Annotated in this window: 10 protein-coding genes; 5 read left to right on the forward strand and 5 right to left on the reverse strand. The window is 53.9% G+C overall.

The window, feature by feature from the left end; all coding sequences use genetic code 11:
- Nucleotides 1–52: 52 nt before the first annotated feature.
- The 5 genes from ACNT1W_RS08160 to nagB all read right to left on the reverse strand — a co-directional run bounded on the left by ACNT1W_RS08160 (nucleotide 53) and on the right by nagB (nucleotide 5,712).
- Nucleotides 53–1,507 carry a carbohydrate-binding protein gene (locus ACNT1W_RS08160; protein WP_261434877.1) on the reverse strand — a complete coding sequence of 485 codons (1,455 nt, stop codon included), beginning with the start codon at nucleotides 1,505–1,507 and terminating at the stop codon, nucleotides 53–55.
- A gap of 178 nt (nucleotides 1,508–1,685) precedes the next feature.
- On the reverse strand, nucleotides 1,686–2,438 hold the full coding sequence (locus tag ACNT1W_RS08165; RefSeq protein ID WP_012005661.1) for an HAD-IIA family hydrolase: 753 nt from the start codon (nucleotides 2,436–2,438) through the stop codon (nucleotides 1,686–1,688).
- A 67-nt stretch (nucleotides 2,439–2,505) separates the two neighbouring features.
- Entirely contained in the window at nucleotides 2,506–3,726 is a 1,221-nt protein-coding gene (gene nagC / locus ACNT1W_RS08170) for a DNA-binding transcriptional regulator NagC (protein ID WP_419246619.1), read from the reverse strand.
- A 27-nt stretch (nucleotides 3,727–3,753) separates the two neighbouring features.
- Nucleotides 3,754–4,893 (reverse strand): N-acetylglucosamine-6-phosphate deacetylase, encoded by a 1,140-nt coding sequence (gene nagA, locus ACNT1W_RS08175; protein WP_012005663.1) that lies wholly within the window; start codon nucleotides 4,891–4,893, stop codon nucleotides 3,754–3,756.
- An 18-nt stretch (nucleotides 4,894–4,911) separates the two neighbouring features.
- Nucleotides 4,912–5,712 (reverse strand): glucosamine-6-phosphate deaminase, encoded by an 801-nt coding sequence (gene nagB / locus ACNT1W_RS08180; RefSeq protein ID WP_012005664.1) that lies wholly within the window; start codon nucleotides 5,710–5,712, stop codon nucleotides 4,912–4,914.
- 334 nt (nucleotides 5,713–6,046) lie between these two features.
- On the opposite strand from nagB, the gene nagE reads away from it, so the two are divergent.
- From nagE to ACNT1W_RS08205, 5 genes are all read left to right on the forward strand, one after another.
- On the forward strand, nucleotides 6,047–7,993 hold the full coding sequence (nagE, locus tag ACNT1W_RS08185) for a PTS N-acetyl glucosamine transporter subunit IIABC (RefSeq protein ID WP_375189246.1): 1,947 nt from the start codon (nucleotides 6,047–6,049) through the stop codon (nucleotides 7,991–7,993).
- Nucleotides 7,994–8,234: 241 nt separating this feature from the next.
- Nucleotides 8,235–9,899 (forward strand): glutamine--tRNA ligase, encoded by a 1,665-nt coding sequence (gene glnS / locus ACNT1W_RS08190; protein ID WP_419246620.1) that lies wholly within the window; start codon nucleotides 8,235–8,237, stop codon nucleotides 9,897–9,899.
- A 579-nt stretch (nucleotides 9,900–10,478) separates the two neighbouring features.
- Nucleotides 10,479–11,882: a chitoporin ChiP gene (chiP, locus tag ACNT1W_RS08195; RefSeq protein ID WP_012005667.1), complete on the forward strand. Its 1,404-nt coding sequence runs from the start codon at nucleotides 10,479–10,481 to the stop codon at nucleotides 11,880–11,882.
- Nucleotides 11,883–11,941: 59 nt separating this feature from the next.
- On the forward strand, nucleotides 11,942–12,268 hold the full coding sequence (chiQ, locus tag ACNT1W_RS08200; protein WP_012005668.1) for a ChiQ/YbfN family lipoprotein: 327 nt from the start codon (nucleotides 11,942–11,944) through the stop codon (nucleotides 12,266–12,268).
- A gap of 14 nt (nucleotides 12,269–12,282) precedes the next feature.
- Nucleotides 12,283–14,940, forward strand: coding sequence for a beta-N-acetylhexosaminidase (locus tag ACNT1W_RS08205; RefSeq protein WP_419246621.1), 2,658 nt, complete (start codon nucleotides 12,283–12,285; stop codon nucleotides 14,938–14,940).
- The last annotated feature ends 42 nt before the right edge of the window (nucleotides 14,941–14,982 follow it).

Consider the following 14,982-nt stretch of genomic DNA (forward strand, 5'->3'; position numbering starts at 1 on the left):
TACTGAATAGATGAGTTGCCGGACAGTTTTTCCGGCAACTCATTGCCGCTTATCAGGCGGTCAACTGCCACAGGGTGAAGGCCGCATCCGGCGTCCAGCCTGCGTTAGAGGTGTGGGCCTGAAGACAGGTGTACTTCTTGCCTTTATAGGTCACTACATCGCCGGCCTTATAGCTGTGGTTGTTCTGCCACTCGCCTGGGGTAGGATCTGGCGGTGTGCCGCCGTCTGCGGTTTTCACCGCCAGCGCACTGCTCGGCAGTGAGGTACTGCCCTGGTTATCGGTGGCGGTAACGAAGTAGCTGTATTGCGTTGCCGGAGTCAGGCCGCTGTCTTGCAGCGACAGGCCGCCGGTCTGGCCGATAGCGCTACCGTTACGGTAAACCGTATATTGGCTAACCGGATTGACGCTGCTGGAAGCCGTCCAGTTCAACGTCAAAGACGTTGCGGCGATTGCGGTGGCATTCAACGCCGTTGGTGCATCAGGCTTTCCCGGTTGCGGAATGACCCCTCCCTGGATCAGGGCTGCGTAACGTGTTTTGAACTCCCAGTTATATGCCACGCCGGCCTTGCTCCGGCCATTGTCCCAGTTTACCGACCAGGTCATCAGGCCCTTGATCGACAAACCTTTGGCGTCAAGACGTGCGAAGGCGTTATAGACCGCCATCTTGTCGACCACATAACCGGTGGCGGCAGCGTCATTGTTGGTTGGCAGACCGATAACGAATTTGGACGCCGGGATTTTGCTGTAGCCACGGGTGCCGGTAACCAGGCTTTCGGTCAGGTAATACAGGAAGTCTTCTTTCATGGCGTCGTTATTCTGGGTGATCCAGGCGCCTTTACCGCCGTTGGCTTCATCAACCCAGATGCCGTCACCGCCCTGATTATAATATTGCGGCGCGATAAAATCGTAATAGCCTTCGAGCGCGGTAATATAATCCAGGTAAGTGCCGTTGGTGCGTAAATAAGGGAATTCTGGCGCCATGCTGACAATAAAGTTTTTACCTTCGGCCGCATAGTGCGATTTTACTTTTTTCAGCGCAACCGGCAACACGGTTTTATTATTGGCTGCGCCAATAGCGGCCTGTTCCAGATCGATATCCAACCCATCGAAGCCATAAGTTTCCACCAGGCGGATAATCTCATTGGCCAGCTTGTCTTCGTCGCCGGTTTTCAATTCGATATGCGCGTCTGCGCCACCCAGTGAAATCAGCACTGCGCGGCCCTGGCTATTGAGCACGCCAACCTGACGGCGGAACTCGGCATCAGACAGGTTGTAAGGCTTGAAGGTTGGGATGCCTTCGCCTTTCATAAAGGCCACGGCGACCACGTTATATTCGGCCGGAATGTCGGTCAGATTCATATTGGCAAACTGGCCTTGCTGATAACCGTCACTGGCACCGGCGGCCCAGTTGTGCCAAAAACCCATCATGATTTTTTTATTGGTCATATCCGGCATGATAGCGGCGTCATCTGCTGCTTGTGCATTGATAATATTATTGGTGCTCATGGTAACCTCGTTATTGTAGGTAAGATTATTTCCACTGACCGTCAATGTTTATTCTTGACGGGGCGTAAATATATAGTGCGACTTTTTAACGAGGCCGGGGTGAAACCTTTGGTGGGCAATAATAAATTTAATTCAAGCTAGTCAAATTAAAGGGTGGCCGTAATGGCCACCGCAGGGATTAGAAAATATTGATATCGGCGACGGACGGGAAGATATAACTCGGGCGGAACGGCATGGTTTCGACATCGTTCAGCGTCGAGACGCCGGACAGCACCAAGACGGTTTCCAGACCCGCCTGGAAGCCTGCCAGAATATCGGTGCGCAGGTTATCACCGACGATCACCGTTTCTTCCGAATGCCCCTGCATTTTGTTCAGCGCGGCGCGGATAATCCACGGGCTTGGTTTGCCAACGTAAAATGGTTTGCGGCCGGTGATTTTCTCGATTGGGGCGCACAGCGCACCGCAGGCCGGAACAAAGCCATGGCCGTGGGTATCCGGGTTGGTAGCAATAAAGCGCGCGCCGTTATTCACGAAGTAGGCGGCCTTGTGCATCATGTCCCAGTTGTAGGAGCGGGTTTCGCCGACGATAACGAAGTCCGGGTTGATGTCGGTAATAGTGAAACCGGCTTTATACAGTTCATGAATCAGCGCACCTTCACCGACCACATAGGCTTTTTTGCCTTCCTGGCGGCGCAGGAAATCGGCGGTGGCCATCGCGGAGGTATAAAACGCGCTTTCCGGCACTTCCAGTCCGGCGGCGGCGAAGCGGTTCGCCAGATCCTGCGCGGTCTGCGACGGATAGTTGGTCAGCACTACCAGCGGCATACCCTGTTCCTGAATGCGAGCGAGGAAAAGATCGGCGCCGGGTACCGGCGTGTTGTCATGCAGCAGCACGCCGTCGATATCACATATAACGTTTTTGATTGTCATTGTTGCTGTTTCTCATGATTTGCGGCAGGCAAAACGCGAAGATAGCACACCTGCCTGAAGCGGCGGATCAGCTTTCCAGCAATCGCTGCAATAGCACGCCGTTGAGCATCGCTCGTTTGGCCAGGGCGAAAGCGCCGATCGCCGAGCGATGATTGAGTTCGGAGGTGACCACCGGCAGATTTTTGCGGAAGTCCTTCAACACCTGAGTATTGATGCAGCTTTGGATCGCCGGCAGCAGCACTTTTTCCGCCTCGGTAATTTCACCGGCGATCACTACTTTCTGTGGATTGAACAGGTTGATGGCGATCGCCACGGCTTTGCCGAGGTAGCGGCCGACGTGCTCGATCACTTCGCTGGCCAGCAGGTCATCGCGGTTGGCGGCCTTGCAGATGGCGGAGATGCTACAGTCGTCGAGGGTTAGCTTGCTGGGGTAGCCCTGGGTCAGCAACTGGCGTACACGGTGTTCAATCGCGGCGTTGGCGGCGACGGTTTCCAGACAGCCGAAGTTGCCGCAGTGGCAGCGTTCGCCCAATGGGTCAATTTGAATATGGCCGATTTCACCGACGTTGCCGTTGTTGCCCAGGAAAATCTGGCCGTTGACGATAATACCGGCACCGGTGCCACGGTGCAGGCGCACCAGAATAGAGTCTTCGCAGTCGCGGGTGGCGCCAAAGTAATGCTCTGCCAACGCCAGGCTGCGGATGTCGTGGCCAACAAAGCTGGTGACGTTAAAACGTTGCTGCAGGTTGTCGACCAGCGCCCAGTTGTTGACGCTGATATGCGGCATATAACGCACTACGCCCAGTGCCGGGTCAACCAGGCCTGGCAGGATCACCGCGATGGCGATCAGCTCACGCAGCTTGCGCTGGTAGTTTTCGATAAACTGGGCAATGGCGATAAACAGCGCGTTTTCCAGTGTCTCCTGGGTGCGTTCCGGCAACGGGTAGTGTTCTTCACCGAGCGACTTGCCGCTCATATCGTACAGGGTGATGGTAGCGTCGTGACGACCGAGGCGCACGGCCACGGTGTGGAAATGCCGGGTTTCGGAGACAATGGAAATGGCGCGGCGGCCGCCGGTGGAGGCTTGCTGATCGACTTCTTTGATCAGCCCGCGCTCCAACAGCTGGCGAGTAATTTTAGTGACGCTGGCGGGCGCTAGCTGGCTCAGTTCGGCTATTTGAATGCGCGAAATCGGACCCTGTTGGTCGATCAGGCGGTAAACCGCTGCGCCGTTGAGTTGCTTGACTAAGTCAACGTTCCCTATCTGTGCCTGTCCGCCAGTACTCATCAATAATTTTACTCGCTGTTCATTAAATTAAACCTCGTTACCGTTAACGAGCGTTTTGGTGATTTTAAAATCACGGGTAAAGGCCGTCAGGTTCGCCACTTTACCGGGCTCGATAGTGCCTAAACGGTGGTCCACGCCGATAGCGCGCGCCGGATACAGCGTTGCCATGCGCAGTGCTTCGTCCAATGCAATACCGACATGCTCAACGCTGTTTTTTAACGCGTCAATCATGGTCAGCGCTGAGCCGCTCAGGGTGCCGTTTTCGTCCACGCACAGCCCATCACGATAGTATATTGTTTTACCGGCAAAAATAAATTGGTCGATATCGGCACCTGCCGGCGCGGTGGCGTCGGTGACCAGCACCAATTTATCACCTTTCATGCGTTTGGCGTTACGGATACTCGCCCAGGCTACGTGGTGGCCGTCGGCGATAATCCCGGTATAGACCTCCGGCGTGTCGAAAATCGCGCCCATCAGCCCTGGTTCACGCCCGGTGATATACGGCATGGCGTTATACAGGTGAGTGGCGAAGGTGATACCGGCGGCAAAACCGATACGGGCCTGATCGTAGGTGGCGTTCGAGTGACCGGCGGACACCACGATGCCTGCTTCGGTCAATTGCTTGATAAAGTGCGGCTCCACCATTTCCGGCGCCAGCGTGACCTTGGTGATCACATCGGCATTGGCGCACAGATAGTCGATCATCTCGCTGGTCGGTTTGCGGATAAACGCCGGATTATGGGTGCCTTTCTTCAGTGGGCTAAGGTACGGCCCTTCCAGATGCAGACCAAGCGCCTGATTGGGATGTTTCTTCAGATAAGCGCGCATCACTTCGATGCTGTGCTTCATAAATTCGTCGCTGCTGGTGATCAGCGTCGGCAGATAACTGGTACAGCCGGATTTTTCGTTGGCACGCTGCATGATCTCCAGCGTCTGTTCCGAAATGGCCTCCAGCGAGTCGTTAAATTGCACGCCGCCACAGCCGTTAAGCTGCACGTCGATCAAACCGGGGGCCAGGATAGCGCCACCCAGATCGCGCGTTTCAATGCCAGCCGGCAGTTCAGCCAGCGGGCAGACTCGTTCAATCAGCCCATCAGCGATAATAACTGCGTGGTCGTCAAGTACGTCGTGGCCGGTATAAATACGGCCGTGGGTTAAAGCGAACATCGTAGCCCCCTGCAAGAATTAAAGACTCTTAACGCTTTCCGCTTCTAACTCGCGGAAATATTTAACGGTTTTGACTTTCAGCTCCATGGTGGATGGCTCGTCGCACACCACAACGGCCTTGGCATGCAACTGCAGGCAACTGATGGTCCACATGTGGTTGATATTGCCTTCCACTGCGGCTTCCAGTGCCTGTGCCTTGGCATGGCCGGTCACCAGAATCATCACTTCTTCTGCATCGAGCAGCGTGCCCACGCCCACGGTCAGGGCAAATTTAGGCACCAGGCTGACATCACCGCCGAAGAAGCGGGAGTTGGCGATGCGGGTATCTTCAGTCAGGGTTTTGATGCGAGTACGAGATGCCAGCGATGAAGCCGGTTCGTTAAACGCGATATGACCGTCGATGCCAACGCCACCCATGAACAGGTTGATCTTGCCGTAGGATTTGATTTTCGCTTCGTACTGGCGGCACTCAGCGTCAACGTCCGGCGCATTACCATTCAGCAGGTTGATATTTTCACTTGGGATATCAACGTGATCAAAGAAATTACGGTACATGAAGGTATGATAGCTTTCCGGGTGTTCCTGCGGCAGGCCAACGTATTCGTCCATGTTGAAAGTCACCACATGCTTAAAGCTTACTTCACCTGCTTTGTGCATCGCAATCAGATGTTTGTAGGCTTCCAGCGGGGTACCGCCGGTTGGCAGGCCGAGCACAAACGGACGCTCCGCAGTAGGCTTGAATGCGTTGATGCGCTGGACGATATGGCGGGCGGCCCATTTGCCGACTTGTGCAGTATCTTTCAGTGGGATAAGTCTCATCTAACACCTCTTGGGGTAAGTAAACTAAAGCTATACTGGTTCGAGCCTGAACGAGAGTCTTAAGCCTAACCCAGCTTTATGATTCTCACGTGATGTCTCAGGTCCAATGATTTTTTTAATGATAAAATAAGTTTTGTGTGATGGCTAGCAATGTGGCAGCTTAAGACTGCTTTTTGGTGATGTAAATCACAAAAAAGGAGGTTTTAATTTGCGATACGAAATAATTTTTTTACACTCCACGTGTTGTCGTTCGTCCAGAGTTAATCGCAGTGTGTGATGGCGCTTGCGTAAAATATGATAAAGCTCATTAAAGGGCATTAGGGGGAATATTAAGGTGAACATACTCGGCTTTTTCCAAAGATTGGGCAGGTCGTTACAACTGCCAATCGCAGTACTGCCCGTTGCGGCGCTTTTGCTACGCTTCGGCCAGCCTGATTTACTGAATATTTCATTCATCGCACAGGCCGGTGGATCAATCTTCGATAACCTGGCGTTAATCTTTGCTATCGGTGTGGCGGCAACCTGGTCGAAAGACAATGCCGGTTCAGCCGCATTGGCGGGCGCGGTGGGTTACTTCATCCTGACCAAGGCAATGGTCACCATTAACCCGGCGATCAATATGGGTGTGCTGGCGGGTATCATTACCGGCCTGGTGGGCGGTGCGGTCTATAACCGCTGGTCCGGCATCAAACTGCCCGAGTTCCTCTCCTTCTTCGGCGGCAAGCGTTTCGTCCCAATCGCTACCGGCTTTTTCTGTTTAATCCTTGCTGCCATCTTTGGTTATATCTGGCCACCGGTACAAAATGCGATCCACGCAGGCGGTGAATGGATTGTTTCGATGGGCGCTATCGGTTCCGGTATTTTCGGCTTCGTTAACCGTCTGCTGATCCCAACCGGTCTGCATCAGGTTCTGAACACCATTGCCTGGTTCCAGATTGGTGAGTTTACCAACGCTGCCGGTACCATCTTCCATGGCGACATCAACCGCTTCTACGCGGGTGACGGTACTGCCGGGATGTTCATGTCAGGCTTCTTCCCGATCATGATGTTCGGTTTGCCGGGTGCGGCATTGGCCATGTACTTCGCTGCGCCGAAAGAACGTCGCCCAATGGTTGGCGGTATGCTGCTGTCCGTTGCGCTGACCGCCTTCCTGACCGGTGTGACCGAGCCGCTTGAATTCCTGTTCATGTTCCTGGCTCCGCTGCTGTATCTGGTCCACGCCATTTTGACCGGTATCAGCCTGTTTGTAGCCACCTTGCTGGGTATTCACGCCGGGTTCTCCTTCTCTGCAGGTGCCATCGACTATGTGCTGATGTACAACCTGCCGGCTGCGAGCAAGAACGTCTGGATGCTGGTGTTGATGGGTCTGGTCGCCTTCGCGGTGTACTTCGTCCTGTTCTCCGTCATTATCCGTGCATTCAACCTGAAAACCCCGGGCCGTGAAGATGCGTCTGACGATGTCGTCGCACCTGAAGCCAACAGCAATACCGATGAAGGCCTGCGCGCACTGTCCCGCAGCTATATTGGTGCCATCGGCGGTTCTGACAACCTGACCGGCATTGATGCCTGTATCACCCGTTTACGCCTGTCCGTTAAAGACTCTTCTAAAGTGCTGGATGCCAGCTGTAAACGCCTGGGTGCATCAGGCGTGGTGAAACTGAACAAGCAAACCGTTCAGGTTATCGTGGGTTCTAAAGCCGAAGCCATTGCTGACGGCATGCGTGCGGTGATTGCTGCCGGCCCGGTGCCTGCGGCAGAAGTGGCACCGGCTCCAGGCGTGGCTGCGGTTAAATCGCAGGCAGTGCCTAATACGCCGAAGGTGGCCTTCGAGTCGCTGGTGGCCCCGGTGACCGGTGAAGTCGTGGCCCTGGATCAGGTGCCTGACGAAGCCTTTGCCAGCAAAGCGGTAGGCGACGGCCTGGCGATTCGCCCGACCGACAAAACCGTAGTAGCACCGGCAGATGGCACCATCGTGAAAATCTTCAACACCAACCACGCTTTCTGTCTGGAAACCGACAAGGGCGCGGAGATTGTGGTGCACATGGGGATCGACACCGTGGCATTGAACGGTCAGGGCTTCAAACGTCTGGTTGAAGAGGGTGCTGAGGTGAAAGCCGGCCAGCCAATCCTTGAGTTGGATCTGGAGTTCCTGAACGCCAATGCCCGCTCGATGATAAGCCCGGTAGTGGTCAGCAACTCTGACGATTACGCCGGTCTGACGGCGCTGGCGACCGGTTCTGTAGTAGCCGGCCAGACCAAACTGTTCGAGATCCAGAAATAAACCGTTTTACCTGAGTAGTACCCGGGGTGTTTAACGAGTCATGACGGAACGCACCCTACCTTTGGCGGGAAGAGAGCAATCTCTTCCCGCTTTTTTATGGGCAGCGGTTGTCCGGTCAGGGTGCCTTGACCTGTTGTGGTGCAATGCTCCGCATTTTTCGTGAAACAAACGGTTGTTTCCGGGCGTGGCTTGTTGGAACATAGGCGGTTATGAGTAGCGCTTTGCATTGAGGAATAGTGAAATGAGTGAGGCTGAAGCCCGCCCAACCAATTTTATCCGTCAGATCGTTGATGAAGATCTGGCGTCCGGGAAACACAAGTCAGTCCATACCCGTTTCCCGCCGGAGCCAAATGGCTATCTGCATATCGGCCATGCGAAATCCATCTGCCTGAATTTCGGTATCGCTCGTGATTACCAGGGCCAATGCAACCTGCGTTTTGATGACACCAACCCGGTGAAAGAAGACATCGAGTTCGTTGAGTCAATCAAACATGACGTCGAGTGGCTGGGCTTTGAGTGGAGCGGCAACGTTCGTTACTCCTCGGATTACTTCGATCAACTGCACAACTATGCGGTGGAGCTGATCAACAAGGGCCTGGCTTACGTCGACGAACTGTCGCCTGAGCAAATCCGTGAATATCGCGGCAGCCTGACTGCGCCGGGTAAAGACAGTCCGTACCGTGGCCGCCGCGTGGAAGAGAACCTGGCGCTGTTTGAAAAAATGCGTAACGGTGAATTCGCCGAAGGGACCGCCTGCCTGCGTGCCAAGATTGACATGGCTTCCTCGTTTATCGTGATGCGCGATCCGGTGTTGTACCGTATCAAATTTGCAGAACACCACCAGACCGGCAATAAATGGTGCATCTACCCGATGTACGATTTCACCCACTGCATTTCCGATGCGCTGGAAGGGATCACCCATTCGCTGTGTACGCTGGAGTTCCAGGACAACCGCCGTCTGTATGACTGGGTGCTGGATAACATCACCATCCCTTGTCATCCGCGTCAGTACGAGTTCTCGCGTCTGAATCTTGAGTACGCCATCATGTCGAAGCGCAAGCTGAACCTGTTGGTGACCGAGAAAATCGTTGAGGGCTGGGATGACCCGCGTATGCCGACCGTTTCCGGCCTGCGTCGCCGTGGTTATACCGCTGCGTCAATCCGCGAATTCTGCCAGCGTATCGGTGTGACCAAGCAGGATAACAACGTCGAAATGATGGCGCTTGAGGCCTGTATTCGTGAAGAGCTGAACGAGAACGCACCACGTGCGATGGCCGTGCTGGATCCGGTGAAGGTAGTCATTGAAAACCTGACCACCGGCGTGGAAATGGTGACCATGCCTAACCACCCGAGCAAGCCGGAAATGGGCAGCCGTGAAGTGCCATTCAGCCGTGATATTTATATCGATCGCGCCGACTTCCGTGAAGAAGCCAACAAGCAGTACAAGCGGCTGGTGCTGGGTAAAGAAGTTCGCCTGCGCAATGCATACGTGATCAAGGCGGAACGCATTGAGAAAGACGCTGAAGGTGAGATCACCACTATTTTCTGCAGCTACGATCCTGATACCTTGAGCAAGGATCCTGCCGATGGCCGCAAGGTGAAAGGCGTGATCCACTGGGTGTCTGCCGAGCATGCGTTGCCGGCGGAAATTCGCGTGTATGACCGTCTGTTCAGCGTGCCAAACCCGGCGGCGGCAGAGGACTTCCTCACCACCATTAACCCGGAGTCACTGGTTATCAAGCACGGCTTTGTTGAGCCAAGTCTGGCGGCCGCACAGCCGGAAAAAGCCTACCAGTTCGAACGTGAAGGTTATTTCTGTGCTGACAACCGTCACTCTTCGGCCGAGCATCTGGTGTTTAACCGTACCGTGGGCCTGCGCGATACCTGGGCTAAAATTGGCGCCTGAGTGCTGATCAAAATCTAATGCGATAAAGCGCAACTTCGGTTGCGCTTTTTTTTGTCCGCCAGCCCGGTTTTTCTCCCCGTTAATGCGTTTAATTCCTCAATCTATTTTTAATTTTTTATCGAAGGGTTGTATCAGCAATTTCTTGATAAAAATCATTAGTCATATAACATTGCCTTATATATTCGTGATGCGAATTAATGTCATTTAGAGAGCGCTCTCATGTTTTTTCTTTTGGCTGACCTTTTTGCATAGGCTGAAACCATTAATCGTCTCTGATTGACCTGATATTAATTTTTATTCTGATTTTATTGAATTTTTTATTCGACAGCCTCTTTGCATAGCCACGTAACATAATCTCATCGATATGTGCTCTTTGTCATACTTTGACAAATCTCTCTCATAATTCATTTGATAATTCGCGTCGCGAAAAATAGTCTGTCTGTAGCAATAAGTGCTGTGGGATTTTAACCCGTCAGCAATATTTTTTACCCGATTGGGTTTTTTATTAGCGGTCGTGCAGGGCAGTGGTGAACACGGGCGACTGCAACTTTTAAAGTTAAGTCAAAGAGGAATTTCATTATGGGTACGCACGGTGCTCAGCGTAAAACGCTGGCGCTCGCAGTCGCGGGTGCGCTGTTGGGAACAGGGTTTGCCATGGCCCCTGAGGCGAAAGCCGCAGGATTTATCGATGATTCCACGATGACCGGCGGTGTGTATTACTGGCAGCGTGAACGTGACCGTAAAGATCTCAACCCGACCAGTGACGATTACAATAAATACACTACCAACCTGTCACACTCGACCGCCAACCTGAGCCTGGATTTCGCCTCGGGCTATGCCTGGGACATGTTCGGTTTGGATGTGGGAGCCTTTACCGCCATTGAGCTGGCCGAATCCAGCGCCAGCGGTCACCCGAATGAAATCGCGTTCTCCTCCAAAAACCGTACCTATGATGAAGACTACTCCGGCGACAAAGGCGGCATCAGCCTGTACAAAGCCGCCGGTAAATTCAAGTATGGCCCCGTCTGGGCACGCGCCGGTTATATCCAGCCAAGCGGGCAAACGCTGATTGCCCCACACTGGAGTTTTATGCCGGGCACCTACCGCGGCGCTGAAGCGGGAGCAAACTTTGACTACGGCGATGCCGGTGCTTTGAGTTTCTCCTACATGTGGACAGATAAATACAAAGCGCCATGGCATATCGAAATGGATGATTTCCGCCAGAACGATAAAACCACCGGCGTTTCTTATTTGCACTCACTGGGTGCCAAGTACGATTTTAAAAACGACCTGGTGTTGGAGGCCGCTTTTGGTCAGGCCGAAGGTTATGTGAATCAGTACTTCACCAAGGCATCTTACAAATTCGATCTGGTGGGCAACCCGCTGACCACCAGCTACCAGTTCTATGGTACCGAAGACCGTATCAGCGACAAGAACGACCCGAACAGCATTTACGACGGCCTGGCCTGGCTGCAGGCGCTGACCTTCGGTTACACCACCGGTCAGTTCAACTGGCGTCTGGAAGGAACCATGGTCAAGGCCGAGGGCAACCAGGGTTACTTCCTGCAACGTATGACCCCAACTTACGCCTCCTCCAACGGTCGTCTCGACGTCTGGTGGGATAACCGTTCCGACTTTAACGCCAACGGCGAAAAAGCGGTTTACGCCGGGGTAATGTACGACCTGAGCAACTGGAACCTGCCGGGCATGGCGGTGGGCGGTTCTTATGTTTATGCCTGGGACGCCAAGCCAAGCACCAACCCAATGTATGACCAGAGCCAGCGCCTGAAAGAGAGCGCCTGGAGCCTGGACGCGTTGTACACCATTCAGGAAGGTCGCGCCAAAGGCACCTTGCTGAAACTGCACTACACCCAGTATGACAACCACACCAACATCCCAAGCTGGGGTGGCGGTTACGGCAACATCTTCCAGGATGAGAAAGACGTCAAATTCATGGTTATCGCGCCATTTACCATTTTCTGATGCGTTCCCCGGCGGCAGCGCCGGGGACAGCGTTTTTGACACTTAACGGGAATATAACGATGAAAAAAATCATGCTGATGTTAGCCGCGGTCGTCACGTTGAGCGCCTGCGCACAGCCAACCGCACCACCGGAAGATGCCAAGCTGAAACAGGCCTACAGCGCCTGCATTAATACCGCAGAAGGCTCACCGGAAAAACTGCAGTCGTGCCAGGCGGTGCTGAACGTGCTGAAACAAGAGAAGCAACACCAGCAGTTTGCCGAAAAAGAAACGGTGCGGGTGATGGATTATCAGAACTGCATTCAGGCGGTTCACAGTGGTAACGGTCAGGCTTATGACGCCCAGTGCGGCAAAATTTGGCAAGAGATCCACGATAACAATAATTAAGGATGATGTTAAAAATGAACAAATTCAAATTGAGTACGCTTGCCGCATTAACGGCAACCGTTGGATTATTTGGCAGCGCGGGGAATGCGCTGGCCAATCAGCCGCTGGTGGATCAACTGAGCCAGTTAAAATTGAATTTGAAAATGGTCGATAACCGGGCCGCCGACAGCGGCCTGGATTGCGGTAAGCTGGGTGCCGACTGGGCGGCCTGCAACAAGGTGTTGATCAGCCTGACCAACGATCATCAGGAGATCAAAGGTCACGACTGGGCGATTTACTTCCACAGCGCCCGTCAGACCATGCGGGTGGATAACGATCAGTTCAAAATAGCTCATTTGACCGGTGACTTGTACAAACTGGAACCTACCGATAAATTTACCGGCTTCCCGGCCGGTCAAACGGTTGAGATCCCGATTATTGCCGAATATTGGCAACTGTTTAAAACCGACTTCGTACCACGTTGGTACGCCACCTCTGGCGATGCCAAGCCAAAAATTCTGGTCAATACCGATACCGAAGATCTCAGCCAGTTTGTGACCCCCTTTAGTGGCGACCAATGGAAGCGCATCAAGGATGACAACAATATCCTGATGACTCCGGCCTCCCGCTTTACCAAAAACGCCGAGTTGAAAACCTTGCCTGCAGCTTCGCTGCGCGGCCAGATCGTGCCGACGCCGTTGCAAGTGAAAGTACATCCACAAGATGTGAGTCTGAACAACGGCGTGGCGCTGGAGTTGAGTGCGCTGGCCAAACCGGCAGCGGACGCAGCCATTCAACGTTTTGCACTGTTGGGCATAACCCATAACGCGGCGGGCTACCCGATCAAAACCGATATTCAGCCGGGTAAATTTAAAGGTGAACTGGCCGTGCCGGGAGCCTATGAGCTGAAAATTGGCAATAAGGAAGCGCGAGTTATCGGCTTCGATCAGGCCGGGGTGTTCTATGGCCTGCAGTCTATTCTGTCGCTGGTTCCGACCGACGGCAGCGCTAAAATCGCCACTCTGGAGGCCAGGGATGCACCACGCTTCCAGTACCGCGGAATCTTCCTTGATGTAGCACGTAACTTCCATCAGAAAGATGCGGTACTGCGTTTACTCGATCAGATGGCGGCTTATAAGCTCAATAAATTCCACTTCCATCTTAGCGACGACGAAGGCTGGCGTATTGCCATCCCAGGCTTGCCAGAACTGACCGAAGTCGGGGGGCAGCGTTGTCATGACCTGAGCGAAACTACCTGCCTGCTGCCACAGTACGGACAGGGGCCAGAGGTGTATGGCGGGTTCTTCTCGCGTCAGGATTACATCGAGATCATTAAATACGCCCAGGCGCGCCAGATTGAAGTGATCCCGGAAATCGATATGCCGGCACATGCTCGTGCCGCCGTGGTCTCGATGGAGGCCCGCTATAAAAAGCTGCATGCCGCCGGTAAAGAGCAGCAGGCCAATGAGTTCCGCCTGGTGGATCCGACTGATACTTCCAATACCACCTCGGTGCAGTATTTTAACCGTCAAAGTTACCTTAACCCTTGCCTGGATTCGTCCAAGCGCTTTGTCGATAAGGTGATTGGTGAAATTGCCCAGATGCATAAAGAGGCCGGGCAGCCGCTGCGCACCTGGCACTTTGGCGGCGACGAAGCGAAAAACATTCGCCTGGGGGCAGGCTATACCGACCTTACCAAGCCAGAAGCAGGCAAAGGCCTCATCGATCAGAGCAAAGAAGATAAGCCTTGGGCGAAATCCCAGGTGTGCCAAAAGATGATCAAAGACGGCAAAGTCGCCGATATGGAACATCTGCCAAGCTACTTTGGCGTGGAAGTCAGTCAACTGGTGAAAGCGCATGGCATCGACAGAATGCAGGCCTGGCAGGACGGCCTGAAAGATGCGAAAAACGCCAAGGCCTTCGCCACTCAACGCGTTGGGGTGAACTTCTGGGATACGCTGTATTGGGGCGGTTTTGATAGCGCCAATGACTGGGCGAACAAAGGCTACGAAGTGATCCTCTCCAACCCGGATTACGTCTACATGGATTTCCCGTATGAGGTGAACCCGGACGAGCGCGGTTACTACTGGGGCACCCGTTTCAGTGACGAGCAGAAAATGTTCAGCTTTGCCCCGAACAACCTGCCGCAGAACGCCGAAACCTCGGTTGACCGCGATGGCAATCACTTTACCGCCAAGAGTGACAAGCCGTGGCCGGGTGCTTACGGCATTTCTGCCCAAATGTGGAGTGAAACTCAGCGTACCGACGATCAAATGGAATACATGATCTTCCCGCGTTCACTGTCGGTGGCCGAGCGTGCATGGCACCGGGCGAGTTGGGAGCAGGATTATCAGGCGGGGCGTGAATATAAAGGCGGCGAAACCCACTTTATCGATAGCGGGAAACTGGACCGCGACTGGCTGCGCTTTGCCAATATTCTTGGCCAGCGCGAGTTGGCGAAACTGGACAAGGGCGGCGTGAGCTATCGGTTGCCGGTACCAGGCGCCCGCGTGATGGGGGGCAAGCTGGAGGCCAATATCTCGTTGCCGGGTCTGGGCATTGAGTATTCCACCGACGGCGGTAAGCAATGGCAGCGCTACGATGCCAAGGCTAAACCTGGGGTCAGCGGCGAGGTGCTGGTCCGTGCGGTCAGTCCGGACGGCAAGCGTTATAGCCGCGCCGAGAAAGTGTAAATCATAAACCACGGCCCGTCTGTTCGCAGGTGGGCCGTTATT

The sequence above is a fragment of the Serratia sp. NFX21 genome (assembly GCF_048517035.1).
Taxonomy (GTDB): Bacteria; Pseudomonadota; Gammaproteobacteria; order Enterobacterales; family Enterobacteriaceae; genus Serratia; species Serratia quinivorans.

What these genes read in the sequence shown, in the direction of transcription:
- ACNT1W_RS08160 (WP_261434877.1), bottom strand. Translation starts at nt 1,507, where the DNA reads ATGAGCACCAATAATATTATCAATGCACAAGCAGCAGATGACGCCGCT.
- ACNT1W_RS08165 (WP_012005661.1), bottom strand. Translation starts at nt 2,438, where the DNA reads ATGACAATCAAAAACGTTATATGTGATATCGACGGCGTGCTGCTGCAT.
- nagC (WP_419246619.1), bottom strand. Translation starts at nt 3,726, where the DNA reads ATGAGTACTGGCGGACAGGCACAGATAGGGAACGTTGACTTAGTCAAG.
- nagA (WP_012005663.1), bottom strand. Translation starts at nt 4,893, where the DNA reads ATGTTCGCTTTAACCCACGGCCGTATTTATACCGGCCACGACGTACTT.
- nagB (WP_012005664.1), bottom strand. Translation starts at nt 5,712, where the DNA reads ATGAGACTTATCCCACTGAAAGATACTGCACAAGTCGGCAAATGGGCC.
- glnS (WP_419246620.1), top strand. Translation starts at nt 8,235, where the DNA reads ATGAGTGAGGCTGAAGCCCGCCCAACCAATTTTATCCGTCAGATCGTT.
- chiP (WP_012005667.1), top strand. Translation starts at nt 10,479, where the DNA reads ATGGGTACGCACGGTGCTCAGCGTAAAACGCTGGCGCTCGCAGTCGCG.
- chiQ (WP_012005668.1), top strand. Translation starts at nt 11,942, where the DNA reads ATGAAAAAAATCATGCTGATGTTAGCCGCGGTCGTCACGTTGAGCGCC.
- ACNT1W_RS08205 (WP_419246621.1), top strand. Translation starts at nt 12,283, where the DNA reads ATGAACAAATTCAAATTGAGTACGCTTGCCGCATTAACGGCAACCGTT.